23 protein-coding genes are annotated in these 25,755 nt (G+C 63.9%); 13 read left to right on the forward strand and 10 right to left on the reverse strand.

Going from position 1 to position 25,755, the window contains the following annotated elements; all coding sequences use genetic code 11:
• Positions 1 to 45 precede the first annotated feature (45 nt).
• A complete protein-coding gene (locus EAH73_RS12405; protein ID WP_140466959.1) occupies positions 46 to 2,559 on the reverse strand; it encodes a sigma-54 dependent transcriptional regulator in 2,514 nt (837 codons plus the stop codon).
• A gap of 352 nt (positions 2,560 to 2,911) precedes the next feature.
• Here EAH73_RS12405 and EAH73_RS12410 point away from each other — a divergent pair, with 352 nt between their 5' ends.
• The 3 genes from EAH73_RS12410 to EAH73_RS12420 all read left to right on the forward strand — a co-directional run bounded on the left by EAH73_RS12410 (position 2,912) and on the right by EAH73_RS12420 (position 6,512).
• Positions 2,912 to 3,787, forward strand: coding sequence for a helix-turn-helix domain-containing protein (locus EAH73_RS12410; protein WP_140466961.1), 876 nt, complete (start codon positions 2,912 to 2,914; stop codon positions 3,785 to 3,787).
• Between the two features lie 181 nt (positions 3,788 to 3,968).
• A complete protein-coding gene (locus EAH73_RS12415; protein ID WP_140466963.1) occupies positions 3,969 to 4,907 on the forward strand; it encodes a ring-cleaving dioxygenase in 939 nt (312 codons plus the stop codon).
• A gap of 177 nt (positions 4,908 to 5,084) precedes the next feature.
• A complete protein-coding gene (locus tag EAH73_RS12420; protein WP_140466965.1) occupies positions 5,085 to 6,512 on the forward strand; it encodes an alpha-L-fucosidase in 1,428 nt (475 codons plus the stop codon).
• A 96-nt stretch (positions 6,513 to 6,608) separates the two neighbouring features.
• Here the strand turns inward: EAH73_RS12420 and EAH73_RS12425 are convergent, their stop codons facing one another.
• Positions 6,609 to 6,881, reverse strand: coding sequence for a UBP-type zinc finger domain-containing protein (locus EAH73_RS12425; protein ID WP_140466967.1), 273 nt, complete (start codon positions 6,879 to 6,881; stop codon positions 6,609 to 6,611).
• Between the two features lie 1,003 nt (positions 6,882 to 7,884).
• Between EAH73_RS12425 and EAH73_RS12430 the strand changes: the two genes are divergently transcribed.
• The 4 genes from EAH73_RS12430 (at position 7,885) to EAH73_RS12445 (ending at position 11,376) form a co-directional block, all read left to right on the forward strand.
• A complete protein-coding gene (locus EAH73_RS12430) occupies positions 7,885 to 8,991 on the forward strand; it encodes a sensor histidine kinase (protein ID WP_140466969.1) in 1,107 nt (368 codons plus the stop codon).
• Entirely contained in the window at positions 8,988 to 9,791 is an 804-nt protein-coding gene (locus EAH73_RS12435; protein WP_140466971.1) for a LytR/AlgR family response regulator transcription factor, read from the forward strand. Before EAH73_RS12430 ends, EAH73_RS12435 begins: the two co-directional genes overlap by 4 nt.
• A 144-nt stretch (positions 9,792 to 9,935) precedes the next feature.
• Positions 9,936 to 10,892, forward strand: coding sequence for a heme-binding domain-containing protein (locus EAH73_RS12440; RefSeq protein ID WP_140466973.1), 957 nt, complete (start codon positions 9,936 to 9,938; stop codon positions 10,890 to 10,892).
• A gap of 4 nt (positions 10,893 to 10,896) precedes the next feature.
• Positions 10,897 to 11,376 (forward strand): hypothetical protein, encoded by a 480-nt coding sequence (locus EAH73_RS12445; protein ID WP_140466975.1) that lies wholly within the window; start codon positions 10,897 to 10,899, stop codon positions 11,374 to 11,376.
• A gap of 144 nt (positions 11,377 to 11,520) precedes the next feature.
• Here EAH73_RS12445 and EAH73_RS12450 read toward each other — a convergent pair whose 3' ends face one another.
• Positions 11,521 to 12,054 (reverse strand): cupin domain-containing protein, encoded by a 534-nt coding sequence (locus tag EAH73_RS12450; RefSeq protein WP_140466977.1) that lies wholly within the window; start codon positions 12,052 to 12,054, stop codon positions 11,521 to 11,523.
• A 47-nt stretch (positions 12,055 to 12,101) separates the two neighbouring features.
• Entirely contained in the window at positions 12,102 to 13,241 is a 1,140-nt protein-coding gene (locus EAH73_RS12455; RefSeq protein ID WP_140466979.1) for a TlpA disulfide reductase family protein, read from the reverse strand.
• A 145-nt stretch (positions 13,242 to 13,386) separates the two neighbouring features.
• Between EAH73_RS12455 and EAH73_RS12460 the strand changes: the two genes are divergently transcribed.
• From EAH73_RS12460 to EAH73_RS12470, 3 genes are all read left to right on the forward strand, one after another.
• Entirely contained in the window at positions 13,387 to 14,769 is a 1,383-nt protein-coding gene (locus EAH73_RS12460; RefSeq protein ID WP_140466981.1) for a sensor histidine kinase, read from the forward strand.
• A gap of 65 nt (positions 14,770 to 14,834) precedes the next feature.
• Entirely contained in the window at positions 14,835 to 15,509 is a 675-nt protein-coding gene (locus tag EAH73_RS12465; RefSeq protein WP_140466983.1) for a response regulator transcription factor, read from the forward strand.
• 93 nt (positions 15,510 to 15,602) lie between these two features.
• Positions 15,603 to 16,133 carry a TlpA family protein disulfide reductase gene (locus EAH73_RS12470; RefSeq protein ID WP_140466985.1) on the forward strand — a complete coding sequence of 177 codons (531 nt, stop codon included), beginning with the start codon at positions 15,603 to 15,605 and terminating at the stop codon, positions 16,131 to 16,133.
• 92 nt (positions 16,134 to 16,225) lie between these two features.
• On the opposite strand, the gene EAH73_RS12475 is transcribed toward EAH73_RS12470, so the two are convergent.
• Positions 16,226 to 16,642, reverse strand: a complete 417-nt coding sequence (locus tag EAH73_RS12475) for a winged helix-turn-helix transcriptional regulator (protein ID WP_140466986.1) — start codon at positions 16,640 to 16,642, stop codon at positions 16,226 to 16,228.
• Between the two features lie 203 nt (positions 16,643 to 16,845).
• On the opposite strand from EAH73_RS12475, the gene EAH73_RS12480 reads away from it, so the two are divergent.
• The 3 genes from EAH73_RS12480 to EAH73_RS23085 all read left to right on the forward strand — a co-directional run bounded on the left by EAH73_RS12480 (position 16,846) and on the right by EAH73_RS23085 (position 19,232).
• The gene (locus EAH73_RS12480; RefSeq protein ID WP_140466987.1) at positions 16,846 to 17,709 is read left to right on the forward strand and encodes an SDR family oxidoreductase; all 864 of its coding nucleotides are present in this window, start codon (positions 16,846 to 16,848) and stop codon (positions 17,707 to 17,709) included.
• Positions 17,710 to 17,850: 141 nt separating this feature from the next.
• Entirely contained in the window at positions 17,851 to 18,729 is an 879-nt protein-coding gene (locus EAH73_RS12485) for an MBL fold metallo-hydrolase (protein WP_140466988.1), read from the forward strand.
• 332 nt (positions 18,730 to 19,061) lie between these two features.
• Positions 19,062 to 19,232, forward strand: a complete 171-nt coding sequence (locus EAH73_RS23085) for a hypothetical protein (protein ID WP_161599527.1) — start codon at positions 19,062 to 19,064, stop codon at positions 19,230 to 19,232.
• A 252-nt stretch (positions 19,233 to 19,484) separates the two neighbouring features.
• Here EAH73_RS23085 and EAH73_RS12490 read toward each other — a convergent pair whose 3' ends face one another.
• The 5 genes from EAH73_RS12490 to EAH73_RS12510 all read right to left on the reverse strand — a co-directional run.
• Positions 19,485 to 20,714 (reverse strand): PQQ-dependent sugar dehydrogenase, encoded by a 1,230-nt coding sequence (locus tag EAH73_RS12490; protein WP_140466989.1) that lies wholly within the window; start codon positions 20,712 to 20,714, stop codon positions 19,485 to 19,487.
• 152 nt (positions 20,715 to 20,866) lie between these two features.
• On the reverse strand, positions 20,867 to 21,121 hold the full coding sequence (locus EAH73_RS12495; protein WP_140466990.1) for a xanthine dehydrogenase family protein molybdopterin-binding subunit: 255 nt from the start codon (positions 21,119 to 21,121) through the stop codon (positions 20,867 to 20,869).
• Between the two features lie 824 nt (positions 21,122 to 21,945).
• Positions 21,946 to 24,381: an MG2 domain-containing protein gene (locus EAH73_RS12500; RefSeq protein WP_140466991.1), complete on the reverse strand. Its 2,436-nt coding sequence runs from the start codon at positions 24,379 to 24,381 to the stop codon at positions 21,946 to 21,948.
• Between the two features lie 57 nt (positions 24,382 to 24,438).
• Positions 24,439 to 24,954 (reverse strand): DUF4249 family protein, encoded by a 516-nt coding sequence (locus tag EAH73_RS12505; RefSeq protein WP_140466992.1) that lies wholly within the window; start codon positions 24,952 to 24,954, stop codon positions 24,439 to 24,441.
• Positions 24,843 to 25,755, reverse strand: a 913-nt coding sequence (locus EAH73_RS12510) for a DUF4249 domain-containing protein (protein ID WP_140466993.1), incomplete at its 5' end; no start/stop codon positions are given. The genes EAH73_RS12505 and EAH73_RS12510, both read right to left, overlap by 112 nt.

The raw sequence follows: 25,755 nt of genomic DNA on the forward strand, positions 1-25,755 counted from the left end.
CTGCGAGCTACGCTCGCGCTCGGACTACAAAGTCCAAGCTACTTCTCACCGCACGCCTAGCTTCTTCATGCGGGCCTCGAGGGTGGTGGGCTTGATGCCCAGCAACTCGGCGGCGCCGCCGGCACCGCGCACGCGGCCGGCAGCCTGGGCCAGGGCGGCCACGATAACCTCGCGGGCAGCGTCGGCAAAGGGGCGTACCGGGGGCGCGGCGGTGGGGGCAGGGGCGGCGGCGGGGGCCAGGGCCTCGGCCAGCGACAGGGTGGGCGAACGGGCCATGATGGCGGCTCGCTCCAGCACGTGCTCCAGCTCGCGCACGTTGCCGGGCCAGGGGTAGGCCAGCAGTTGCTGGGCGGTGTCGGCGGCCAGGCCGGTGAGGGGCTTGCCCAGCTTTTTAGCGAAGCGGTGCAGGAAATGCGTGGCCAGGGGCAGGATGTCTTCGGGGCGGGCGCGCAGGGGCGGCACGGCCAGCGGAAACACGTTGAGGCGGTAGTAAAGGTCGGAGCGGAAGCGGCCCGCGGCCACCTCCTGCTTGAGGTCGCGGTTGGTGGCGGCCACAATGCGCACATCCACCGCGATGGGGTGGCGGCCGCCCACGCGCTCAATCTCGCGCTCTTGCAAGGCGCGCAGCAGCTTGGCTTGCAGCTCCAGGGGCAGCTCGCCGATTTCGTCCAGGAAAATGGTACTGCCGTCGGCCAGCTCAAACTTACCCAGGCGCTTGTCGGTCGCCCCGGTGAAACTCCCTTTTTCGTGGCCAAACAACTCGCTCTCAATAAGGTGCGGGGGTAAAGCCGCGCAGTTCACCTTAATCATGGTGCGGGCGGCGCAGGCCGAGAGCTCGTGCACGGCCCGCGCCACTAGCTCCTTGCCGGTGCCGGTTTCGCCGGTTATTAGCACGGTGGCGTCGGTGCCCGCCACCAGGCCCAGGCTGCTGAAAAGTGCCTGCATGGCCGGGCCGGTACCGATGATTTCGCCGATGTTGTAGGTCGTGCGGATTTCCTCGGCCAGGTAGGTATTTTCCAGCGCCAACTGCTGCCCCAGGGTCTTGATGCGCTCGAAGGCCAGCAGGTTTTCGAGGGCCAGGGCCAGCGGACGGCTCAGCTCTTGCAGCAGGCGCAGGTCGCGGGCAGTGTAGGCGTAGGGGGCGCGGCTGGCCACCACCACGGCCGCCACGGGCCGCCCCTGCACGGCCAGCGGCACGTACATGGAGGAGCGCAAGCCCAGGTGCTCGCCGTAGCGCCGGGCCACCAGGTTGCGGGCGCGGCGGGTTTCGCCGGCCTCACCCACGTTCAGGGTGGGCTGCTGCATCAGGGCTTCCAGCTCTAGCGTAGCCTGCTGCCAGGCCAGCCGGGCGGCGGCATCGGGCAGGTGCACAAACTCGGCAGCGGGCAGCAGCCGAAAGCTGCCATCGGGCTGGCGGCTGGCGTGAATGCCGTCCTGCACAATGCCCAGCACGCGGTCGACGCCGTGGAGCGTGAGCAAATCGAGGGGCAACACCGGCTGCAAGGCCTGGGCCACGGCCGGGGCAATGGCTTCCAGCTCGCGGCCGTTGCGGAAGGCGCTGACCAGGGCCAGCTCGGCCACTTTCTGGCGGCGACGGGCGTCGATTTCCTCACAGACCAGCAGGTTGTCGAGGGCTAGGGCCAGCTGGGGCAGCAGCAGCGCCACGGTGGCGTACTGCTCGGGCGCAAAGGCAGCGGGGTCGGGGCTGGCCAGCTGCAAGCTCGTGAACGAGTGGCGCTTGAGCAGCACCGGAAACGCGGCCAGCGCCCGCGCCCCAAACGCCTCGCGGGCGGCGCGGGCTGTGCGCTGCGTGCGGCACAGCTCCTCAAACGCTGCCCCGGTGAAGGTGCCCGTTTGCTCGCCCACCTCATCGGGCGGCCGCTCGGTGAGGCGCTGCAAAAGCGCGTCGGGAGCATCGGGGCCCAGGAGCCGCAGCGGGGGCACTTTCTCGAAAACACCGGCCGCATTCTTGTGCAGCACTACCCAGTAAAACGCCTGCTCCTCGGGTAGCCCAATGCGCAGGCTCAACAAGGTGAAGGGCACCAGCCGGTCGAGCTGCGTGGCAATGGCCTGGCACAGCTCATCACGGTCGTACAGGCGCGCAATATCGTTGTTAACAGCCACTTGCAGTTCGCGCTGCCGGCGCAGGCGGGCCTCTTCGCCGTGGGCGTGGCGGTAGCGGGCCAGCTCGAGGGCGGCGAGCACGTCTTTCTCCCGAAAGGGCTTGTTGAGAAAGCCCAGCGGCTGCGTGACATGCGCGGCCGCCAGCACCTCGTTGTTGAGGTTGGCGGAGAGGTATACGAACGGAATCTGGCGTTCGTGCAGCCAGCCGGCCAGGTCCAGGCCACTCTCCGGCCCTTTCAGGAAGATGTCGAGCAGCACCACGGACGGCGGGGCACCGGCCAGTAGCTGCCGGGCTTCGGCGGCCGTGGCCGCCAGCCCCAGCACGGCGTAGCCCGCCCTGGTGAGCCGGCGGCGCAGGTCATCGGCCACAATGAACTCGTCTTCGACAATCAGCACGGTGGCTAGTGGCTCGGCCGGGGAGGAAGGAAGCGACATGGGGCAAATGAGGTAGGGCGTGGGGCAATGCGCAGCAGCGTGCATTTGCAGTGCGAGAGGTCGGCAGGCCTTGGAAGTGGCGGGTTAAAAGCCAGCGCCGCAGTGCGCTTACCGATGGTGTAAAATCACTAGTCAGCACTTGCTGGTCGCCGGTCTATCACTGGCCAACTCCAAAATACGCCTCCAATATAATGGGCCCTCCAACATGCTGGAGGTTATGTTACCAATTGATTTATACAAAAAATATCTGTAACAACTTGTAAGTTAATAATTTATCTACAAAATAGGCTGGTAATAGGTAAGCTGGCACCGTCCTGGCAAAAGGTTAAAACCTCACCTTCTCCTTCGCTCCGTGTCTGTCTCAGCCATTTTACCTACCGAGCCGCTGCGCATTGCGGAGTGGGTAGCCACTGCGGGCAGGCTGCCGGCCCCGCCCAGCGGCTGCCTGGCCCTGCTGCTAGTGCGCGAAGACGTCGGCATCTGCCGCGATGCTCAGGCCCTCCCCCTCATGTGCCCGGCCGGCACTTTGCTGCTGCTTGGTCCCACCGATTGCTGGCAGTTCGCTACCCCGCACCCCGCCCGCCTGGCGTGGCTGTGCTTCTCACTAGACTACCTGGCTAGCCAGACCACCGGCCACCCCCAGGCCGCCGACTGGCAGCTGCTGCGCGCGCGCGGTACCGCCCTAGGGGCCGCCGGCCACTTGGCGGCTACCAAGGTGCCGCCCGCATTGCGGGCTCTGCTCGCCCTGCTGGTTGATTGCTACGCCGGGTGCCCCGGCGTGGCCAACGATTCGCTGGCCGGGCCCCTGGCGAGCACCGTGCTGCGGGCCGTGGGGCCACTGTTGGCCTCGGGCCAGCCCGGCCCGGCCGCTACCCACGCGGCGGGGGTGGTGCGGCAGGTACTGGCCTACATTCGGCGGCACGCGGCGGTGCCGGGGCGGCTGCACCTGGGGCACCTGGCCCAGGAGTTTGCGTATTCGCCCTCGCACCTGAGCGCGTTGTTTCGGCAGCACATGCGCGAGCCCCTGCACCAGTACATCGTGCGCCACCGCTTGCAACTAGTCGAGAATCAGCTGCAAGCCAGCGTGCTCACCGTGTCGCAAATCGCCGACGAGCTGGGCTTTGTGGACGTGTGCCACCTCAACAAGCAGTTTAAGAAGCGCTACCACCTCACGCCCACCGAGTACCGGCGGCAGCGCGGCCGCCTTGGCTCCCTGAGTTATGCCTAATGTTCGTGCGCTGCAGTACGCACCCGATACGGCGCAGTAGTGGCCTTCCCGGAGCAGATTATGCCCGGAATGGGGTCCCCCGGCACCTTGCAAGAACTGGCCCTGGCCAGCTGGTTGATTTTCAATCCGCCGGCTTCTTAACCCTCATTTTCAAACCACTCTTTTTCGCTGTTTAAGCACTATGGAACCTCGCATTCTGGGCCTGCACCACGTCACGGCCATTGCCGGCCACGCGCCGCGCAACTACGACTTCTACACCCGCGTGCTGGGCCTGCGCCTGGTGAAGAAAACCGTCAACTTCGACGACCCCGGCACCTACCACTTTTACTTCGGCGACGAAACCGGCTCGGCCGGTACCATCCTCACGTTCTTCCCCTGGGAGCACATTACGGCCGGGCGGCGTGGCACCGGCCAGGCCACCGAAATCGGCTACTCGGTGCCGGCCGGCAGCTTCGATTTCTGGATGCAGCGCTTTGAGGCTAATGGCATTACCTACAACAAGCCGAGCGAGAAATTTGGCGAGCGCTATCTCACTTTCCTCGACCCCGACGGGCTGAAATTTGAATTGATTGAGTCGAAAACGCCCGACACCCGCACCCCCTGGACCACCGCCGAGGTCAGCGCCGGGGTGGCCACCAAGGGCTTTCACACCGTCACGCTCACGCTGGCCAGCACCCAGGCCACGGCCGAAATCCTGACCGACGTATTTGGCTATACGCTGCTCGAAAAGCACGTCAACCGCAGTCGCTACGTGACTGATACCGTGCCGGGCGGCGCGCAGTACATCGACCTGGTGGAGGCGCCCGGCGAGGCCCGCGCCATCACGGCTGGCGGCTCGGTGCACCACATCGCTTTTCGGGTGAAGGATGACGAGGCCGAGCTTTATTTCCGCCAAAAGCTCGTGGCGCGGGGCTTGCAACCTACCCCGCAGATTGACCGCGACTACTTCCACTCCGTGTACTTCCGCGAGCCCGGCGGGGTGCTCTTCGAAATTGCCACCGATAACCCCGGCTTCGCCGTGGATGAGCCGTTGGCCGAGCTGGGCACCCACCTCATGCTGCCCACGCAGCACGAGCACCTGCGCCCGCAGCTGGAGCAGCGCCTGCCTAAGATTGGGTAGCCCAGCATATCCCCAGCCCGTCGTGCGAAGTCTCGTGAATCGTATATAAATTACTGGTAATTAATATAATAGCGACGGTTCACAGGGCGGGCTAGTGGGGTTCGCATTATAGTTTCAACTGCTTTCTCAACACTTGCCGCTACGGCTACCCGCGCGGATTCTAGCCCTCCCTCTTTTATGCGTTTAACGAGTTTTCTGCGTGCTTTTTCCCTTGCTTGGCTGCTGCTACGCCTGGCGGGGCCCACCGTCGCCGCCGCGCAGCCCGCCGCCACGGCCGCTAGCGGCCCGCGGCCCCTAGGACAGTTGCAGCAGCAGTTCGTGGACTTGCGCTTCGGGATGTTCATTCACTTCAACATCCCGACGTACCTGAACCAGGACTGGCCCGACCCGGAAGCTTCGCCAGCCTTGTTCAACCCCAAAAAGCTTGATGCCAACCAGTGGGCAAAGGCCGCCAAGTCGGCCAACATGACCTACGGCTGCCTCACCACCAAGCACCACAGCGGCTTCTGCATCTGGGATACCAAAAGCACGGATTACAGCGTGATGCACAGCCCGTACAAGCAGGATGTGGTGCGCCAGTTTACCGATGCATTTCGGGCTAAGGGACTGAAGGTCATGCTCTACTACTCCATTTTGGACACGCACCACAAGCTGCGGCCCAATCAGATTACCCCCGCGCACATTGCGATGGTAAAGCAGCAGCTAACGGAGCTGCTGACAAACTACGGTAAGATTGAGGCGCTGATTATTGATGGCTGGGACGCGCCCTGGTCGCGCATTTCCTACGACGACGTGCCCTTCGCCGATATCTATGCCCTCGTAAAATCGTTGCAGCCCGACTGCCTGGTGATGGACCTCAACGGCGCCAAATACCCGGCCGAGGGGCTGTACTACACCGACATCAAAACCTACGAAATGGGGGCCGGTCAGCGCCTGGCCCCCGGTAGCAAGCGCATGCCCTCGCTGGCCTGCCTGCCCCTCAACAGCGCCTGGTTTTGGAAGACTGACTTCCCCACCGTGCCGGTGCGCGACCCGGCCAAGCTGGTGAGCGAAACCCTCGTTCCACTCAATGAGAACAGTTGCAATTTTATCCTGAACGTGGCCCCCAACCGCGATGGCTTGCTTGACGATAATGCGCTGGCCGGGCTGCGGGAAATCGGCAAGCTTTGGAAAAACCCAGGGCCTACCACGCTGCTCACGCTGCTCGAGCCGCCCATCATTGCCAGCAACCTAGCCAAGAACCAAGCGGCTAACTCGAGTTGGAGCGACGACATGAACATCATGGACTTTGCCACCGACGATGACTACCACACCAGCTGGCAGGCCAACAAAACGGTGCCGCAGCCGTGGTACGAAATCGACTTTAAGAACGAGCGGAGCTTCAACACCGTCGTGGTAGCTGAGCAGAAAGCCAACATCACGGGCTACGCGCTGGACTACTGGGACGGCGTGGCCTGGCAGCCGCTCTTCGACGGCAACAATGGCAGCCGCATCAAGCTGCACCGCTTCGGCCGGGTGTGGGGCAGCAAGGTGCGCGTGCGCATCAAAGCCTACGACCACCAGCCATCGATTGCCGAGTTTCAGGTGTTTGATGAGCGGCGCTGAGGCCGGACCTTTCCTGACAGCGGCCGCCCTGCCAAGCAGGGCGGCCGCTGTTTTATTTGGCAGCTGAGCTGCGTGCCGAGTGGGTTGGCGCGGGGCTTAGTACTCGCGCAGGTCCTCGTCTACGTAGCACCAGGCCCAGCGCTCGCCGGGCTGGGCAGAAGTCATAACGGGGTGCTGAGTGGCATGAAAATGCTTGGTAGCGTGGCGGTTGGGCGAGTCGTCGCAGCAGCCTACGTGTCCGCAGGCCTGGCAGATGCGCAAATGGACCCAGGTGCTGCCCATTGCCACGCACTCGGGGCAAATGTGCTGGGTATCGTGGCGCAGGTGGTGCGTGTCGAGGGCAGCTAAGTGCTGGCACAGCGAGTCCATGGCAAGGTTAATTAAACGGGTGAAAATAAGACTAGCGCAAGTACGGCAGCCCTATGCATGGCGCCAATAATACCGTGGGTTTTTACCGCTAATTCATCGGTTTATACCGTCCTTAAGATAATGGATGATAACGCGTGTTATAACGCCACCCATATTATATAAAATCTTGATCTACATGTAAATAATACGAGGCTCTTGGGGCAGACCCTACGTAATGGCGGGGCCAACCATAGTGTGGGATTTGCGCCGCCTGCGATACGTGGCAGAACGGCCGCATACGCACGTGAGCCCAGCGTTGAGCAATCTTTCAGTGGGCGCTCACCGGGTTGGCTGGCCGAAGACAGTCCGAGCTTTTTAATGCGTCAAACGCCCGCTCAGCCCATTTAAGTTGGTCGCACGCTTCCGGTTTTTAGACCACTTTCACGCGGCCCACCCTGTCTGTGAACTGTCTTAATGCCGCGCCGCGGCTTTGTGCCACAGCTTTGGCCGGCCCGACATAGAAACTTCCTTTTCAATGCCAATCGCCCTCACGTCGTTTGTTGAGCAGTACCTCACTCTTTCTTCGTCATAAATAGCAGCAGTACACATTCTGCTTCTCTCTGGTACAGCTAGACCACTTAACTACCGGCACAAGCCTCATCGGGATTCACTCGCTCACCATGAGCCAGTACGTCAAGTTTTTACCCGGTCGCCTACCGGTATCGCTGGGTTACAGCAAGATTTGGCAACTGGTCCACCCCCTTCGACTTAGGGGAAATGGGTTTCGGTGCAGGGTAAGGCCAACTTCTTGAGATGCGCGTGGGCGACCATCAAAAAGCGGGCGTGATGAGCATCTGCGCCGACAATACTTTCCTGCTCGACTACGCTTTTTAACACTTACCCAAGGGTAATCATTTTATTGACTTAGCCAAAACGAGCTTCGGAAAAAGCCCGATGCGCCCTAGAAGGCCAACCACTGGCCTAGTTGGTTAGCAGCTTAGGCGCATTCACTACCTTTGGCACTATGCACGACGAGCCATCCAGCGCAACTTCGATGCCCCGGCGGCCACTGGTGCCGGGACCAATTATTGCGCTGGCCTGGCTGCTGTTCAGCGGGTTTATGGTGCTGTTGGTATTCGCTCAAAACCTCTCGGCGGGCACACCCACGCACTGGGGCGAAACCCTGGGCGGTCGGCTGCTGCACGGGCTGCTCTGGGGGCTGCTCACGCCGGTGGTGTTTGGCCTAGCCACGCGTTTCGACCTTATGGAGCCCCGCCGCCGGCTAGCCAACCTGCTGGTGCACGCGGCCGCTAGCTATGGCCTCACGCTGGTTTACCGCTTGGCTTACGCCGGGCTGATGACTCTATTTGGGGCCCTGCCGGGTGGCTTTTCGCTGGCTAAGGCCCTGGCAAATGCCAATACCTGGGTGCCAATTTATTGGATGCTGCTGTGCATGGCCTACGCGGTGCAGTACCGCGAGCGATTTCGCCAGGGCCAAGTGCAGGCTGCTCAGCTGGAAACGCAGCTCGTGCAGGCGCAGCTACAAGCCCTGAAAATGCAGCTTCAGCCACATTTTCTATTTAATTCGCTGAATGCCGTTTCGGCCCTGATGGGCACGGACGTGAAGGCCGCCCGGCGCATGCTGGCCCAGCTCAGCCAATTTTTGCGCTTGGTGCTCGACGGTAGCGATACACAGGAAGTAACTCTCGCCCAGGAGCTGCACCTGACCCGCCTTTACCTAGAAATCGAGCAAACCCGCTTCCCCGACCGCCTGGCGGTGGCCTACCACATTGCCCCCGGCACGGAGGCGGCCATCTTGCCGGCCTTACTCTTGCAGCCGGTGGTAGAAAATGCCGTGCGCCACGGCCTGGCCCCGCAGGCGGGGGTAGGCGAGTTGGCCATCAGCGCCCGGCAGCAGGCCGACCGCCTCATTGTGCAGGTGCAGGACAATGGCCGCGGCACCACCGACACCGCCGTGCGAGGCATTGGGCTGCGCAACCTCGAAAGCCGCCTCGCCACCCGCTATGGCACCGACTACGCCGCGCACGTCGAAACCGCGCCCGGCCAGGGCTACTGCCTGCACCTGTCGCTGCCCTTCCACACCGCCAGCCAGGCCCCTCTAGCCGCATGAGCACGAGCCTGCGCACCCTGCTGGTAGACGACGAGCCGCTGGCCCGCAGCCTAGTGCGCGAACTGCTCGCCGACTTCCCGGAAATGACCGTCGCGGGCGAGTGCCAGAATGGCACAGAAGCCCTCGCCGCCCTGCAAACCAACGCCTACGACGTGGTTTTTCTGGACGTGCAAATGCCCGACCTCGACGGCGTGCAGGTGCTTCAACGCCTACGCGCCACGGGCCAACCGCTGCCGCTGGTGGTATTCGTGACGGCATATGACCAGTACGCCGTGGCCGCCTTCGCGCTGCACGCGGTGGATTATCTGTTGAAGCCGCTCGACCCCGACCGGTTTGCGGAGTGCGTGGGCCGGGTGCAGCAGCAATCGGCGCAGCGCCACACCCAGGCCGTGGGCGCCGACCTAGCCGCCCTGCTCCGGGCTTGGCCCACGCCCGCGGGCCAGGCCCCTACCTCCCCTATCGAATACCAAGACCGGTTTGTGGTGAAGCAGCCCGAGCGGCAGTTTTTCGTGCCCGCAGACGACGTGTTTTACCTCGAAGCCACGGGCAGCGGCGTGCTGCTGCACACGGCCCGCGCGGCGCACCCGGTGCGGGCCTCGCTGGGGCAGCTGGCCGAGCGGCTCGACCCGGCTTATTTCCTGCGCATCCACCGCTCGTACGTTATTAACACCGACCATATTGTGGAATTTAAGTCGTGGGCCCACGGCGAGTACCTATTTCGGATGGCCAATGGACAGCACGTTACGTCGTCGCGCAGCTATAACGCGGCCATTCAGCAGTTTCTGAAACGCTTCGCCTAGCTATCGGCGGCGAAAAAAGCCAACTCAGGGCCGGATAAGGCCACCTGGCCGCAGGGCCCTAGGTACCGCGTAGGGCCGCCCGTAAGTTTGAGTGTCAATCAGCCCGAGGGCTACTGACCGTCAACCCCTTATCTACCACTTGTTATGAGCGTAGCCGCCAGCCCCTTTCGCCGCCTACTGCTGCCCGCCGGGGCCCTGCTGGGGGCCGCGTTTGTGGGTATCCAGTTCATTCATCCGCCGCTGGAAAACCCGCCCGTAACGGGTGATTTTCAGGCGCCGGTAGCTGTGAAAAATATTGTGCAGCGCGCCTGCTACGACTGCCACTCCAACCAAACCAACCTGCGCTGGTTCGACAAAGTCGCGCCCGTGTACTGGCAAGTATCTGACCACGTGAAGGAGGGCCGCGCGGGGCTGAATTTCTCCACCTGGCAGAGCATGCCCTCCGACGCCCAAAAGGCGAAGCTGTGGGAGTCGGTCAACCAAATCCTGGCGGGCGCCATGCCCCTCAGCGAGTACACCCTGGCGCACCCCGAAGCCAAGGTATCGGCCCAGGACGTGGCCGTGCTCAAGCAGTACGTGGCGAGCCTGGCCAAGAACCCGCCCGCCGACACGGCCAAGCTCAACGCCGCCGAACAGCAGTACCAGCACTGGCAGCCGGGGGCAGTTAAGCCCACCGCTGTGCCCGTCGCGCCCAACGGCATCGCCTACCTGCCCGACTACAAAAACTGGCAGGCCATCAGCACCACCGAGCGCTTCGACAACGGCACGATACGCGTAGTATTCGGTAACGCGGTGGCTGTGAAAGCTATTCGGGAGAAGCACATTAACCCCTGGCCCAACGGCACGGCGTTCGCCAAAGTGGCTTGGGACCAGCTGGCCGATACCGAGGGCAACGTGCGCCCCGGCGCCTTCAAGCAGGTCGAATACATGCTTAAGGACGACCAGAAATACGCGGCTACCAAAGGCTGGGGCTGGGCCCGTTTCAAAACCCCAAAAATGGTGCCCTACGGCAAAGACGCTCTCTTCACCACCGAGTGCATCAACTGCCACCAGCCGATGAAAAACAACGATTTCGTCTTCACTCAGCCCCTGAGCCACTAGCCCGATGAAAGCCACACCCATTGCCCTAGGGGCCCTGCTGGCCCTAAGCGCCTGCTCCCAGCATAAGGTGCCTACGGGCCAGCGCAACGCCGATGCTTCATTACCTGCCGCGTTCAATTTCAATAAGTTAGGACTGCGTGTTCTGTCCACGTTCGTGAATCGCCGGCAGGCCACCACCGCCACCTTGTACGGCAACGACCTCGCCCGCCAGGCGGCCCTAGGGGCCCCCGGCGCCACCCAGCCGGGCGAAGTGCTGGCCCTGATTACCTGGCGGCAGCAGCCCGACCCCAACTGGTTCGGGGCCCGTATTCCGGGCGCCTTGCAGTCACTGGAACTGCTGCGCACCGGGCCCGCGAGCGCGGCCCGCCCCGCCGTGCGCTACCAGTGCTTTGTGGGCAAAGACCTGGTGCTCAAGGCCGACACGCTGCACCAGCAGGCGCGAATTGCCTACCTACTGGCGCAAAAGCCAGCGGTGTTGCCGTGAGCCATGGGCCCTACTGCTAGGCTCTTGCGAAAGCAGCGCTATAATGCGTTCTGCGACCAAATTTATTGAACAGAAAGCGCTCCTATTCAGTGAATAGGAGCGCTTTCTGTTCAAGTAGGAAAGGGAGACTTTATTTACCAACGCCTACTCAGTGGGGCCCCCGCTCGTGGGCGGCGGGGCAAAAAACATGTTGTACTTGGGCGCCAGGCCCAGGGCGCGCTGCAGCTCGGCCATGTCGGGCGGGCTGGCGGGCAACGGGTCGGTGGCCACGGCTGGGCGAGCGGCTTCGTCGAAAAAGGCCTGGTGCAGCAGGTTAGCGGTACTGAGCAGCCGGGCGGGCTGGTCGCTGCGGTTGGCAAAGCCGTGGAAGGCGTTGGGCGGCACGAGGAGCGTGTCGCCGCGCCCGCAGCTCACCCACTCCTGCTGGCCCTCGGTGAGGCGCATAAAATCGACGCGGCCCTCAAGGATGTAAAAGACTTCGGCGTAGGGATGGGCGTGCAGGGGCACGCCCTTGCCGGGGTCGAGCGGCAGCTCGTAAATGGCGAAGGCGTAGCCAGTGTCGGCGGCCTTGGCTTTCCAGGTGAAGCGCGAATCGGCGATGTCGAAGTGTTCGCCTTCGCCGGGGCCTACTTTACGAACGCCTTCAGTTGGCGGAATTTGCAAGGTAAGAGGATGCATAAAGGGGATGATGGAAAATGAAAAAAGGGGGAGCGATTCGTACTATCTTACTCGGCTGCAAGCACCTGCGCTAGCTTTTGCTGCAAGGCGTCGCCGCGCAGGTTTTTGGCCACGATGCGGCCCTGGGGGTCGAGCAGGAAATTCTGGGGGATAGCGCTGATGGCGTACCGCTGCGCCACGGCCGTGTTGAAGCCGCGCAGGTCCGATACCTGGGGCCAGGTGAGGTGGTCGTCCTGGATGGCTTTCAGCCACGCCGCCCGCGCCGATTGGCTGTCGAGCGAGATGCTGACGACCGTGAAGTTCTGGTTGCGGTACGCGGCGTAAGCGTTGGCTACGTTGGGGTTTTCGGCCCGGCACGGCCGGCACCACGAAGCCCAGAAATCGACCAGCACGTACCGGCCGCGCAGGTCGGCGAGCTTCACCAACTGGCCGCTCGGGTCGGGCAAACTAAAATCGGGCGCCAGGGCCCCAATGGCAGTGCGCTGCAAGCGCGCAAGCTGCTGCTGCACCGCTTGCCCGTGGGGCGAGGTGCGCACGCTGGGGGCCAGCGCCTGGAAGACCGTAAGGCAGGCGGTGGCATCGGGCTGATAGGCTTCGTAATCAGCTAGCGCGTAGAGGCTGAAGGGATTGGCGGGATGCGTCCGCAGGTAGGCCTCGTACACCGCCCCTAGCTGCCTAGTGAGTAGGGCGGCCCGGGCGTCGGCCTGGTGCGCGCGGGCAGTGTCGGCGGCAGCAGCGGCTTGCCGCCGCACCCCGGCCAGTGCAGTCAGTTGCGCCTGAATGGGCGCAGTTTGGGCGGCCAGGGCGGCGTTTTCGTGGTTGAGGGGCGTGCCAGTGGCCACGGCCTGCATGGGCTGGCCGCTGCCCGTGAGGGTGATAGCACCCTTTTCGAGGTAGATAATGGCCACATCTTCGCCCAGCATGTGGGTGTAGGATGTACCGGGCGGGGGAAGCCTCAGGCTGGCCTGTTGCGGGTTGTCAACCAGCCCTTTCAGTTGGAAATGCCCCTTGGTAATGACGGCCGAATCGACCACGGCGGCCGCGCCGCGGCGGTACATCAGGTAGGCTTTTTGGGCCTTGGTAGCCGGCAGGTAACCCCGCACGACGAAGGGGCTGGGGGCCGGCGCGGGCAGCATGGCGGCAGGCAGGGGCAGCAGCGCTGCATAGGCGCTCAGAAGCTTTACCATAGGAGGGGTAGCGGGGGTAGTAATTACGAAGCACAAAGCAACGGACGCGCTTTGTAAACCCCTGTTAACGAACGTTAAATAGTGTTAAACGCCCTGGAGCGACCCACTTGAGTTGTACTTTCGTCCTGGCTTTGGGTTACTCCGCATGCAACACCGTATCCGCATCATTACCTGGCTGCTGGCCGCCTGCGTGCTCGGCATCAACGGCTTTCAAGCCTACTGGCTCTGCAGCACCTACCGGCTGACGACGGCGCAGTTCGACCGCGCCGCCCACGATGCGCTGGTCGCCACGGTGCAGCAGCAGCTCATTGCCGGCGTAGAGGACCTGAAAACGCAAGGTTTCGACTTGATTGTGTCGGGCACCAACGGCCCGCGAGTGGGGCCCCGGCGCTTGGTATACGCTTCCAGTGTCACGGTCATTCCGAAGGACGTATCCCACCAGGAGGCCGTGTCAATCGGCCGCCACCTGGCGCGCATCACCATCGATGACTGGCGCAGCGGCACGCACCTGAGCCTGCCCACGCTCACCCACGTTTACCGCCGCCAACTCGGCCAGCGCGGCCTCGACTCCGTGGCCGTGCTCGATACCTTCTCCATCCGCCCAGCGGGCCCTCCCCCCGGGCAATCGGCGTCGTCCGCGGGGCCCCTGGCCCGCTTCCCGCGGCCCACGCCGCCCGTGCTGCTCAACCCCAAGCACGCGCTGTACGTGCGGGCCCACCTGCCGGCGCCCACGTGGTATCTGTGGCAGCGCCTGGGTGGGCTGCTGGGCGGCTCGGTGCTGCTGCTGGTGCTCACGAGCGGCTGTTTTGGGCTGGTGTGGCACACGATGGGGGCCCAACGCAAGCTGGCCGAGGCCAAAAACGACTTCATCAACAACATGACGCACGAGCTGAAAACGCCCCTCACCACGGTGTCGGCGGCCGTGGAGACGCTGGAGCGCTTCGGCTTACAGGCCGACCCCGCGAAGGTGCAGACCTACTTCCACATTGCGCGCACCGAGCTGCGCCGCCTCTCCGACCTTGTGGATAAAGTGCTGACCATCGCCACCAAAGAGCAGCAGGCCCTGGTGCTGCACCCCGAGCCCGTGCACCCCGCTGAGTTGGTGCAGGCGGCCGTGCGCCGCCACCAACTGCACGCCGGCAAGCCCGTGCACTTCGAGCTCGACCTGGCCCCGACCGACGTGGTGCAGGCCGACCGCCTGCACTTGGCTGGCGTTATCAACAATTTGATTGACAACGCTATCAAGTACTCCAAGGAGCGCGTTACGATTACCGTGCGCAGCCGCCGCACGGCGGGCGGCTGGCAGCTCACGGTGCAAGACGACGGCGTGGGCATTGCCAGCGGCTACCAGGCGGCGGTGTTCGACCGATTTTTCCGGGTGCCAACCGGCAACTTGCACCCCGTCAAGGGGTTCGGGCTGGGGCTGTACTACGTGCGCCAGGTGGTGGAGCGCCACGGCGGGCGCATTGCGGTGCGCAGCGAGTTGGGCCGGGGCAGCGCCTTCACAGTGTGGCTGCCGCTGCCCTAGGGGGTAGCGCGGCTATTAACCCCAAGCTGGCCAGGCGCATACCCTAGCCAAATACCGAATTACTTATGCCAACCATTCTGTTAGTGGAAGATGAGCTTTCGCTCGCCCTCATTGTGCAAGACAACCTCGCCTCGCGCGGGTTCACCGTGCTGCACGCGGCCGACGGGCAGGCTGGCCTGGACCTGTTCCGGCAGCACCACCCCGACCTGCTGGTGGTAGACGTGATGATGCCTGTGCTCGACGGCTTTTCGCTGGCCCGGCAGGTGCGCAGCCAGGACGCCACGGTGCCCATTATCTTCCTCACGGCCCGCAGCCAGCCCGCCGACGTGGTGCACGGCTTCGAGCTGGGTGGCAGCGACTACGTGAAAAAGCCCTTCAGCATCGAGGAGCTGGTGGCGCGCATCAACGCCCGGCTTTTGCCGCTGGCCGGCGCCCCTACCCCACCCGCCGTGGTGGCCATCGGCCAGTACGAGTTCGACTACCCCCACCAGCGCCTGCACCGCCAGGGCCATACGCAGGCCCTCACCAACCGCGAGGCCGAGGTGCTCCAGCAACTCTACCGGCAGCGCAACCAGGTGCTGGGGCGCGTTGAGGTGCTCCAGGCTTTGTGGGGCGACGATACCTTCTTCAACGGCCGTAGCCTCGACGTATACATCACGCGCCTGCGCCGCTACCTGCGCGCCGATACCGAGGTGCAAATCGTGAACATCCGCGGCCTCGGCTACAAGCTGATGCTGTGAGGGGCCTACAGGCTGCCGCCAATTTCCAACCTGATAATATTTTGATAAGTAGATAAGTACCTGATTAGCAAATTTAACTTATCACAACAACGTATGATGACTTCTTTCTTTGCCCACGTTACTGCTCTGTTGCTGGTCGCGGGTACGTCTATCTATCCAGCCTCCAGCCCTGGCAGCTCGCCCGGCGCGCCGGCACCTAGCCGGGCCGGGCAACCCCTCGCGCCCGACTTCCACCAAGCCGACCCGCAGGGCAAGCTAGTGCAGCTTTCGGCCTTGCGGGGGCAGTACGTGCTGCTGGATTTCTGGGCTTCCTGGTGCCCGCCCTGCCGGGCCGAAAACCCCATTCTCGTCCAAGCATACCACCGCTACCAGGGCAAGAAGTTCACCATCCTAAGCGTGTCGCTTGACCACAACCGCGCCGCCTGGCTGAAGGCCGTGCAAGCCGATGGCCTGACGTGGCCTCAGGTATCGGACCTGAAAGGCTGGGACAATGCCGCCGCCGCGCGCTATCATATCGAAGCTCTACCCCAAAACTACCTGCTCGACCCAGCCGGCCACGTAGTGGGTCAAAACCTACGCGGGGCGGCCCTGGAGCAGCGCCTCGCGCAGTTGCTCGGCAACTAGTACCCGCACGCAGTTGGCACCTTAATTCCTCATACCTAAGATACTACCGAGTAATAGCTTAGATCAGCGCTAATACTGCAAACGGCGCCTGTTTACGCCAGGGCCTGCTCGCGCGCTAGCAGCTGGTATTTCACCACAGCCGCGTCTTTCCCAGTCTTGAGTTCGGCCAGTAAGCCAGGGGCCACGATGGTAGGGCAATGCTTAGCACCCCATAGAATAAGTTCGACAATGATGGGTACGACATCCACGCCTTTTTCCGTCAGCCGGTAGGTGAACTTCGATTTCTTATCGGCGGCCACGGCCTTGGTTAAGAGGCCCTGCGCCTCCAGGACTGCCAAGCGGTCGGCCAAGATGTTGGTCGCCATTTTTTCTGCCGATTGCAGGAATTGCCCATAGGTGGACTTGCCCGCAAAGACCATATCCCGAAGAATGAGCAGGGTCCACTTGTCCCCCAGCACGTCAAGCGACGTGCTCACGGGGCAGGTAGAACGCTGTTTGAGCACTTTCATAAAAAGATTTAAATTTTACTTGCTTTTCGCAAGTATTATAATCCATCTTTGCACTTGCAAATCGCAAGCAAATATACGTGAGGTTTTGCTGCTGCTAGCATCAGGAGCCGAACTGCTTGCGAAGGCCTTTCAGAATTCGATCAACGCCAACACCGTCAACCATTTGCCGACCACGCAGTAGTGGTCTTACTTTCTTTAGTACCATGATTTTAGTAACTGGAGCCACTGGCGGCCTAGGCCACGAAACCATCGACTGCCTGCTCACAACCACCCCGGCCACGGACATCGCCGCCCTGGTGCGCGACGCCAACAAAGCCACCGACCTCGCGCAGCGGGGCGTCGACGTGCGCCAGGCCGACTACCTCGATTACCCCGCGCTGGTGCAAGCCTTCCGGGGCATCGAGAAGGTGCTGCTAGTTTCCGCCGTGGCGTTTACCGACCGGCTGAGCCAGCACCGCAACGTAATCGATGCCGCTAAGGAAGCCGGGGTCAAGCACCTGTTTTACACCAGCATCCAGCGCGACTCCGATTTTGTGATGCCCGAGGTCACGGAAAGCGACCTGGCCACCGAGGCTTACCTCAAAGCGTCGGGGCTGGTGTACACCATCCTCAAAAACGGCTACTACTTCGAAGGCCTGGGCTACCTGATTGGGACCGAAGTACCGGAATCGGAGCTACGGGTGCCGGCAGGCGAAGGTAAAATAGCATTCATCAAGCGCACTGAGCTGGCCGCCGCCACAGCCGCCCTGCTCACCAGCGAAGGCCATGACAACCAAGAATATACCTTGACCGGCAGCGAGGCCTATTCGTTTCACGACGTTGCCCGGGAATTATCCGCGCTGGCGGGCCGGCCCATCACCTACCATAGCAGCGAGCCCGCGCCCTACATCGCGCAGAAAATAGCCGCCGGATTCCCCGACTTCGTTGCCACCTTCTTCGCCCAGTGGGCCGCCGCAGCCCAGCACGGCATGCTGGCTGGCACGAACGACACCGTCGAGCGGCTGCTAGGTCGCCAGCCCATGTCGCTGCGAGAATACCTGAAAGCGACATATTTCCCGGGTGCCTAACACGCATCCAGAAAAGCTGCCCGTGCCCTGGATTGGGCAACTGGCGGTCTTTGCTGCTGCCTGCGAGCAGTGGCTCCAGGGGCCCTACGCTGCGTGAGGTGCGTTGGACCGGTGAACATACTACCCCTTTACAACTGAAGTATGCTTGAGTCAAGCAAATCCGGAACGGCGCCAGCCTATCCCTTTGCCGTAGGAGCTATCCAAGGCTGCATCATCTCGGACGGCCAGCTGGACCTAGGCACTCCCGAGAAGGTCTTCCTGGGCGAAACCAAGCAGTCCGTAGAGCAGGTCCTAGCCAGCAACTTTTTGCCAACAGAGCAAATCGTGGTGGACCAAAATATTCTGTTCTTTTCGCTTGGCAACACGAACGTGTTGGTGGAAACGGGGGTGGGTTCCTTCACAGGCTTTGGCCAAGGCGCCGGCAAGCTGGTACAAAACCTAATCGCCGCCGGCATTGAGCCCGCGCAGATTAATGCCATTCTCTGCTCGCACCCGCATCCCGACCACGTGGGCGGCCTCTGTCAGGCAGACGGCCGACCTACCTTCCCCAATGCTTCTATCTACCTCGCGGAACACGACTTTCACTATTGGACCGACGAGGCACTGCTCGACAGCTGGGCCGCTGCCGCTATTCGCGTCGCGCGCGCCAATCTCTTGCCCCTGCGGGAACGCCTGATTTTCATTCGGGATGGGGAGGAATTTCTGCCTGGCGTAATGGCGCACTTCACGCCGGGGCACACGGCCGAGCACATCTGCTTCGAGCTTCGCGCGGGCACGGACGCTTTGTTCTTGCTGGGAGATTTAGCCCATCATGCCGTGCTGTCGCTGGAAAACCCGCTCCTGACTTTTGCGGCCGACTTGGAGCCGGCCACGGCCGCCAAAACGCGAACCCGGGTTCTTTCAACACTGGCCGCCGAGCAAACACGCGTGCTGGGGTATCATTTTCCCTGGCCGGGGTTGGGTCACATCGCAAAACAAGGAGCAGGGTTCCGGTTCATACCCGAGCCTATTCATTGGTAGCCTGGTGCCAGCCGACTCGTTCAGGAGGTCAACTTGCCAGCTATTTAGCTGATGGTGAAGTGGTATAAATAAGCCGGATAGAGTCGGGCGTTGTTCAAAGTTGGATTTCGAAGTGATTGGGGGCTTGGTAGCAGAGGGTGCAATGCCGTCGCTCGGCGTTACAGCAGGCGATGCGGTGGCTGATTTCGAGCTTGGCTTCGTCTAGTCTGGGAAAACTGCCGCCGCGAGCAGTTCGGCCTTGAATCGGCTTCAACACGTTTCGGCGTGGGCGTTGTCGTAGCAGTTGCCACCACCACGCCCGAAATGTGCCCATCGGCCTCGTATAGCGGCTGATGCCCGCCGCCTTCAACCGCGCCAACTCTTGGCGCTACCGCCATTCCGGTTCGGTGCGTAGCTACTGCGAGTTGCCGGGCCGCAACCACGCCCTGCTCGGCCAGCCCACTTGGCCGGAGGACACGGCCCTGGTATTGCGCTGGCTGGCCGCGGTAGCTGCACCCGCTTAGGCGTAAACAGCGGCAGGAACCACCGTGGCTACCCCCTGCTCAGCCAACGGGCTTCCTAGCCAAGGCCATCCCCGACGAAAAGCCGCCGGGGGCGCGCAGCGGCGCTTCGCCGGGGATGGTGAGCGAGAAAAAAGCAAAATTATTGCCGGCGATAAGCGGGTGTTTAAGTTGGCTGGTAGCGGCTGCGCTAGGTTGGTTGGCGCAGCGCTACTAATCATTTACCCGACTTCCGGACAACGTGTACAAGGGGCCCTACGGCCGGTCTATCCGGTACAAGCGGCCTTGGTCCGTGACGGTGTACAGGGCCCCATCCGTGCCCTGGGTCACGTCGCGGAAGCGCTGCCCTTCGCTGGCCAGCAGCCGTTCTTCGCCCACTACCCGGTTGTTGTCAATGACCAGGCGCAGCAAGTGCTGGCCGCTGAGCGCGCCGATGAACAGGTTGTTTTGCCACTCGGCGATGCGGTTGCCGGTGTAGAAGGCCATGCCGCTGGGCGACACCACCGGGTCCCAGTAGTACACCGGCTGCTCCAAGCCCTGGCTTTGCGTGCTACCGCTCCCGACGGGCTGGCCGCTGTATTCCAGGCCGTAGCCGATGGTGGGCCAGCCGTAGTTGGCGCCCGCCTGGAGGCGGTTGAGCTCGTCGCCGCCGCGGGGGCCGTGCTCGCTTTGCCACACCTCCCCGGTGGTGGGGTGAATGGCCAGGCCCTGCGGGTTGCGGTGGCCGATGGAGTACAGCTCGGGGCGGGCGCCCGCTTGCGCAAACGTCGGGTTGCCGGGGGCGGGCTGCCCGTTTTTGGTGATGCGGATGACCTTGCCCAGGGCCGACGTGGCCACTTGCGCCTGGGGCCGGGTGGCCAGGTCCGACCGCTCGCCGGTGCTCACTACGAGGTTACCCGTGCGGTCAAACACCACGCGGCCGCCGTAGTGGAGCGTACCGGCGTAGGCGGGCTCGGCCCGGTAGATGACGGTGGCCGCTTCTACCGTGCGTTCATCGGTGGCCAGGCGGCCCCGGCCAATGGCCGTCAGGTTGCCCCCTGGGCGGGCTTCCGAAAACGACCAGTACACCATCCGGTTGGTGGCAAAATCGGGGTCGAGGCACACGCCCAACAGCCCGCCCTGCCCGGCCGAATTGACCGCCGGCAGGCCCGTAATGGGGGCACTGACCACCCCGGCCGCCGTGACCAGACGCAGCTGGCCCGCTTTCTCGGTGACGAGCAAACGGCCGTCGGGCAGGCTGGTGACGCCCCACGGACTGGCCAGCGAGGACGTGAGCACGGTGGCCCGGTAGCTGCTGGCCGCCGTGGCCACGCTCCCTATCCGGGTCTGGCCGGTAAAGGCGGGCTTATAAGTGGCATTCGGCGCGTTGGTCTCCACCGGCGACCCAGTGACCAGTGGCGTATCAGGCGTCGCCGGGTCGTCCTTGCGCGAGCACGACAGCATGGACAACGAACCAGCGAGAAGGCAAAGCAGGCGGTAGTGCATAAGGGTGGTGAGTTGAGAAAACGTAAAGGCGAGTCGTATTTCACTGCATGAACGTCAGATGAACACGACTCGTCTTTACAAAGTGTTTAAATTGAAAAAAAGCTGCTGTTTAGGGCCCCAGCTAGGCCGGCTGCCGCAGGAGGGTCAGTACCTTAGTTAGGCGTCATGGGCAAGTCGCGCAGGCGGCGGCCAGTTACGTGAAAAATGGCATTGCTCACGGCCGCCGTCACGCCCACAATGGAGATTTCGCCGATGCCTTTCACGCTCACCGCGTTAATACAAGGGTCGTGCTCGTCAATAAATTCCACCGTCATATCCGGGATTTCGGCGTTGACGGGCACGTGGTAGTTGGTCAGCGAGGCGTTGGTGTAGCGGGCCAGGTTCGGGTCGCGTACGGTTTGCTCCACCAGGGCCGCCCTGCGTCAATTCGTAGACGGTCAGGCGGTTGGGCGCTTCCCAATGGGCGGTGGTGGCGCTGGGCTCCAGGCAGTTGTGATGCAGGGCGGCGTGGATGTAAGTGGTGGCCAGCTGCACCGGGGCGCTTGTAAAGGCCACCCGCGCGTTGCTGGTTTTGAGCGCGGCGTGCACTAGGCCCGGGTCTCGTTGTAGGAAAAGGACCAGTCGACCAGCTTGGCCAGTCGCCGGTAGAGATTGTGAGGCGGAACCCGCTCGGAGAGCCGAAAGCGGGCCAACTCATTGTCGAGTTATTGCTTTTTGCCTTGCATCCCTATGCTACGAAATCAGCAGCCTGTCCAGCCACGCGGTCTGCAACAGCCACGACCGTTTAAATGAACATCCGGCTAGCTAATCAGCACCTAGCAGATCGGGCGAAAAAAGGGTCGATTCAGTACAGATAACTTGTTCAATAGTCAAAGTATAATTCATCCTACCTACGCGATAAGAAAACCGTACCCCAACGTCGCAAATGCCCACTTAAATGCGCTAGAAGCAAGTTTTTCGCGGCGGGAATGTGTTATTAATGCCTATGGCCATGTAAAAGTGGAGGTTGACAAGTCCACCAATTAACTTTTGGACCAGACTTTTAACCAACTCCAAAGCCCCCACGGGACGCCCCCCTGGCCTACCGCCCGTTGGGGTCGCCCCGCGGGGGCTTTTACACGGCCATAGGCAATGCTTCCACCGCCGACGGGTTATCCATATATGTCTTAAAAACAGTCGTTTGTGAAAGTACAGGGGACGTTTCCGTACAGCCAACGCCCGGGGCCCCGGGCTACAGGGCGGGCTTCACCTCGAAGGTGAAGCTGGTGCTGCCAGACTGGCCGCCGGGGGCCAGGGCCTGCACCACCACCAGGTAGCGGCCGGCCTGGTCGGAGGTGAAAAACGCCAGCTCCTGCGGCTGCTGGGCGGCCAGGCGCACGTCGGGGTTCCAGTAGAGCAGGTTGCGCAGGTCGGGCAAGCGGCTGCGCTGCTGGGCCTCGGTGTCGTAGCGCGGGGCGTAGAACTCGCGGGGCACTTGCAGGCCCTCGTATTCTTCGATGAGGGCGCGCGGGTTGAGCGGGAAGCCGCCCAAATCGCCCTGGTAGGTGGTGTAGCTCACCACCCCGTCGTAAACGGCGGGCCCCAGGAAATAGCGGCTGGCCATCACGTCGAGGCCCTTGATTTTCAGGGGGTCGAAGGCCATGATTTGATTGATGTCGAAGACGGGCAGGCCGTCGAGGAGCGTGAGGGGATTTTCGCGCAGCACCGCGTGGTTGGGCCGGTCCACCACCAAAAAGTGAAAGCCGTCCTTGCGCTTGCGCACCAGCACGCCGGGCACGTACTCGCGCATCACCTCCTCCACCGTGGGGAAGCGGGTGTAGTCGTCGAGCCGGTAGTGCTCGTTGGGCCGGCCGTAAAAGGCCACCGTATCGCCCGGCACGGGCCGGAAGCGCGGCGCGGCGGCGGCAAACGCCTGCTGCACCTGGCCTTGCAGGTGGCGCTCGGCCAGGCCCGGGGCCCAGCGGGCGGGCAGCGGCGGCAGCCCCGGCACGGGGGCCCCGCCGCCGGCCGTGAACGGGCTCAGCAGCTCGACGCGGTAGAGGCTGTCGCGCAGCGGGTTGGTTTGGAGCACCAGCTTGCGCACGCCATAAAAGTTCGGCACCTCAAACTGAATCCGGCCCCCGGCCTGGCTCAGGGCGTTATCGAACCAAAACGGCCGGCCGGGCAGCGACAAGTAGGCGGCCACGCCGGGCGCGGGGCCCCCATCGGGCCGGCTGATGCGCCCTTGCAGCAGGTAGCCGGTGGCCTCGGGCGGGAAGGCGGCGGGCGGCGGGCCGGCGCCGGCCAGCACGTCGTCCCAGCGGAAGCGGCGCCAGCCCTGGGTCAGCATCAGGTTGTCGGCGGCCTGCTGGGCGGTGGCGCTGGAGTCGCGGCAGTAGTAGCCGGCGTCCTCCACGTAGCCGGGCAGGTCGGCGGCCAGCAGCAGGTAGGCGGTAATGTCCTGGGCCGGGGCGGCGGCGGCCAGCGAATCGAGCCGGTACACGGCCACCGAGGCGGCGGCGGCGCGCCCGGCTTGCAGCTGCACCGCCGCCGCGGCCCGGGGCCCGTAGCTGGCCGCCGCGGTGCGCCCTTGCACCGCCAACGGGTGCGCCGGCCGCCGGAAGTACAGCCGCTCGGCCACCGGCCGCCGCCCGCTGAACACGGTGAAGTGGGTGATGCCCTCGCGCAGCTGCCGCTTCTCGACCCGGAACACGGCCTCGCCGCCCGCCAGCGCCGCCGTGGCCACGGCCGTGACCTGCTGGCCGGTGTGCGCCACCAGGTGCAGGGCCCCAGCGTCGGCGGGGGCCCCGGGGGCGGGGCGGGCGCGCACGGCCAGGCGCAGGAAGCCGGCGTCGGCGGCGTCGTCATTCAGCAGCAGAGCGTAGCCGGCGGGAGCGGCCGCGGGCAAGGCCCGGGTGATGGTTTGGCCACCGGGCAGGCGCACGGTGGCCGTGTAGGTGGCCCCCGGGGCGGGCGTGAAGCGGAAGCTGCCCATGCCGGCCCGCAGGCTCTGGAAGGTGGCCACGGGGGCCCCGCGGCCGTCGGCCACGGTGCCGGCCACGGCCACGCCCCGCCCCTGCCCATCGGTGGCCTTGAAGCCGACGCCGCCCGGCAGCCCCTGCACCAGCTGCCCGCCTTCGGCAAAAAACTGCACGTCGGCGGTGGAGGCTCCGGCGGGCGCGGGCGCGGGCGCGGCGGTGGGGGCCCCGGCGGCCAGCGGCTGCCAGGTGTTCACCACCGAAATGGGGGCCTGGAAGTAGAAGTCCGGGCCGGCATTTTTCATCCAGTTGGTGTAGGCGCGCAGCACGTAGCGGCCGGTGGGCAGCCCGGCGGGCAGGGCCAGCGCGCCCTGGCCCTGGGCCTGGGCCTCGCGCAGGGCCAGCTTGGCTTGCAGCACGGGGCGGCGGTCGGGGCCCAGCAGCTCCACGTAGGCCACGGTGCTCAGGGCCAGCGGGCGGTGGAAGGTGCCGTCCACGGCATATACCTTCAGCCACGCGGTTTCGCCGGCGGCGTAGGCCGGCCGATCGGTGTGCACAAAAAGCTCTTCGGCCAGGGCCTGGCGGCCGTAGCGCCGCAGCTGCTGGGCCAGCGAATCGGGGCCCTGGGGGCCCTGGGCGCGGGCCGGGCCGCCGGGCAGCAGCCCCAGGCCAGCGGCCAGGCCCACGAGGGAAAGGAAGGAAGGACGCACAGACACGGGCAGTAGCAAAGGGATGGGCAATGAGAGCAGAAGCGCACGGCGGCGGCGCTACCAGAAGCTGGGTTTCACGTTGGAGCCCCGCAGGCGGCAGTCCACGCACTCGCGCGTGGCCCCGGTGAAGAGCGGCGACATGGGCACGTAGGCAATGGGCACCGAGCCCATTCCCACAAAGGAGCTCAGGGCCAACGAATCGCCAATCGTGCAGCTTTGGTACGGGTTGTCGAAAGCCCAGTTGGCGGGCAGCGGCAGCTCGGCGCGGGCAATGAAAATGCGCTTGGCTTGCACGGTGTGGGCCCCCACGTAGCCCAGCACGGGCTCCTGGGCGTTGCCCACCCGGTGCACGTTGCCCGTGAGCTGGGTAGGCAGCGGGTCGTTGACCGTGCCCACGGCTTCCGTGTTTTTGCGCAGCAGCTCATAGTAGGCAAATTCCTCGGCCGTTTCCGCCACCTGGCTCACCAGCAAGCTGTAGCGAATCGCCAGCCGCTCGGCCTGGCCCGCAACGGCCAGCAGCGGGAAATTGGTGAGCGCGTCCTGGCTGAGCTGGGCCGTGCTGCCTTGGCGGATGGCGGAGGACCGCTCCGTGCGNTGTGGGCCCCCACGTAGCCCAGCACGGGCTCCTGGGCGTTGCCCACCCGGTGCACGTTGCCCGTGAGCTGGGTAGGCAGCGGGTCGTTGACCGTGCCCACGGCTTCCGTGTTTTTGCGCAGCAGCTCATAGTAGGCAAATTCCTCGGCCGTTTCCGCCACCTGGCTCACCAGCAAGCTGTAGCGAATCGCCAGCCGCTCGGCCTGGCCCGCAACGGCCAGCAGCGGGAAATTGGTGAGCGCGTCCTGGCTGAGCTGGGCCGTGCTGCCTTGGCGGATGGCGGAGGACCGCTCCGTGCGCCAGCACGTGTAAATCGGCACCGTGCGAAAAACCACCTTATTCTGGGCCGGGTCGTATTCCAGGGTTGAGTTGAAGGCGGAGTGAAACTCCCAGGTTTCCACCAGGCCCCAGCGGTAGTAGCGCGACGCTTGGGCCGGGTCGTGGGTGCTCACGGTTGCCTGCACCTGGGTGCCGTCGAACAACCAGCCCAGCTGGTCGATGGGGGGCGTTGCTTTCAGCGGCACCAGGGCCGACTCGTAGGTGGCGCCCCCCGTGGCCGGGGCAATGCGCAGCTGGTACTGGCGCGCGGCGGGCAGCACCAGGCTGTCGGACACGTACCTGCCCGCCGCCCGCTCCACCAGCGCGTAGCGGGTGCCCGCCTCGTCGGCGATGAACAGCTTGGCCCCCCGCTCCACCGCCGGGGCCCCCGCCGCGGCCAGGCTGGCCGTGCGCGTGAGCAAAATCGTGGTCCGCCCGTTGCCGTTGATGAAGCCGTCCACG

Source organism: Hymenobacter nivis, assembly GCF_006439025.1.
GTDB classification, from domain to species: domain Bacteria; phylum Bacteroidota; class Bacteroidia; order Cytophagales; family Hymenobacteraceae; genus Hymenobacter; species Hymenobacter nivis_A.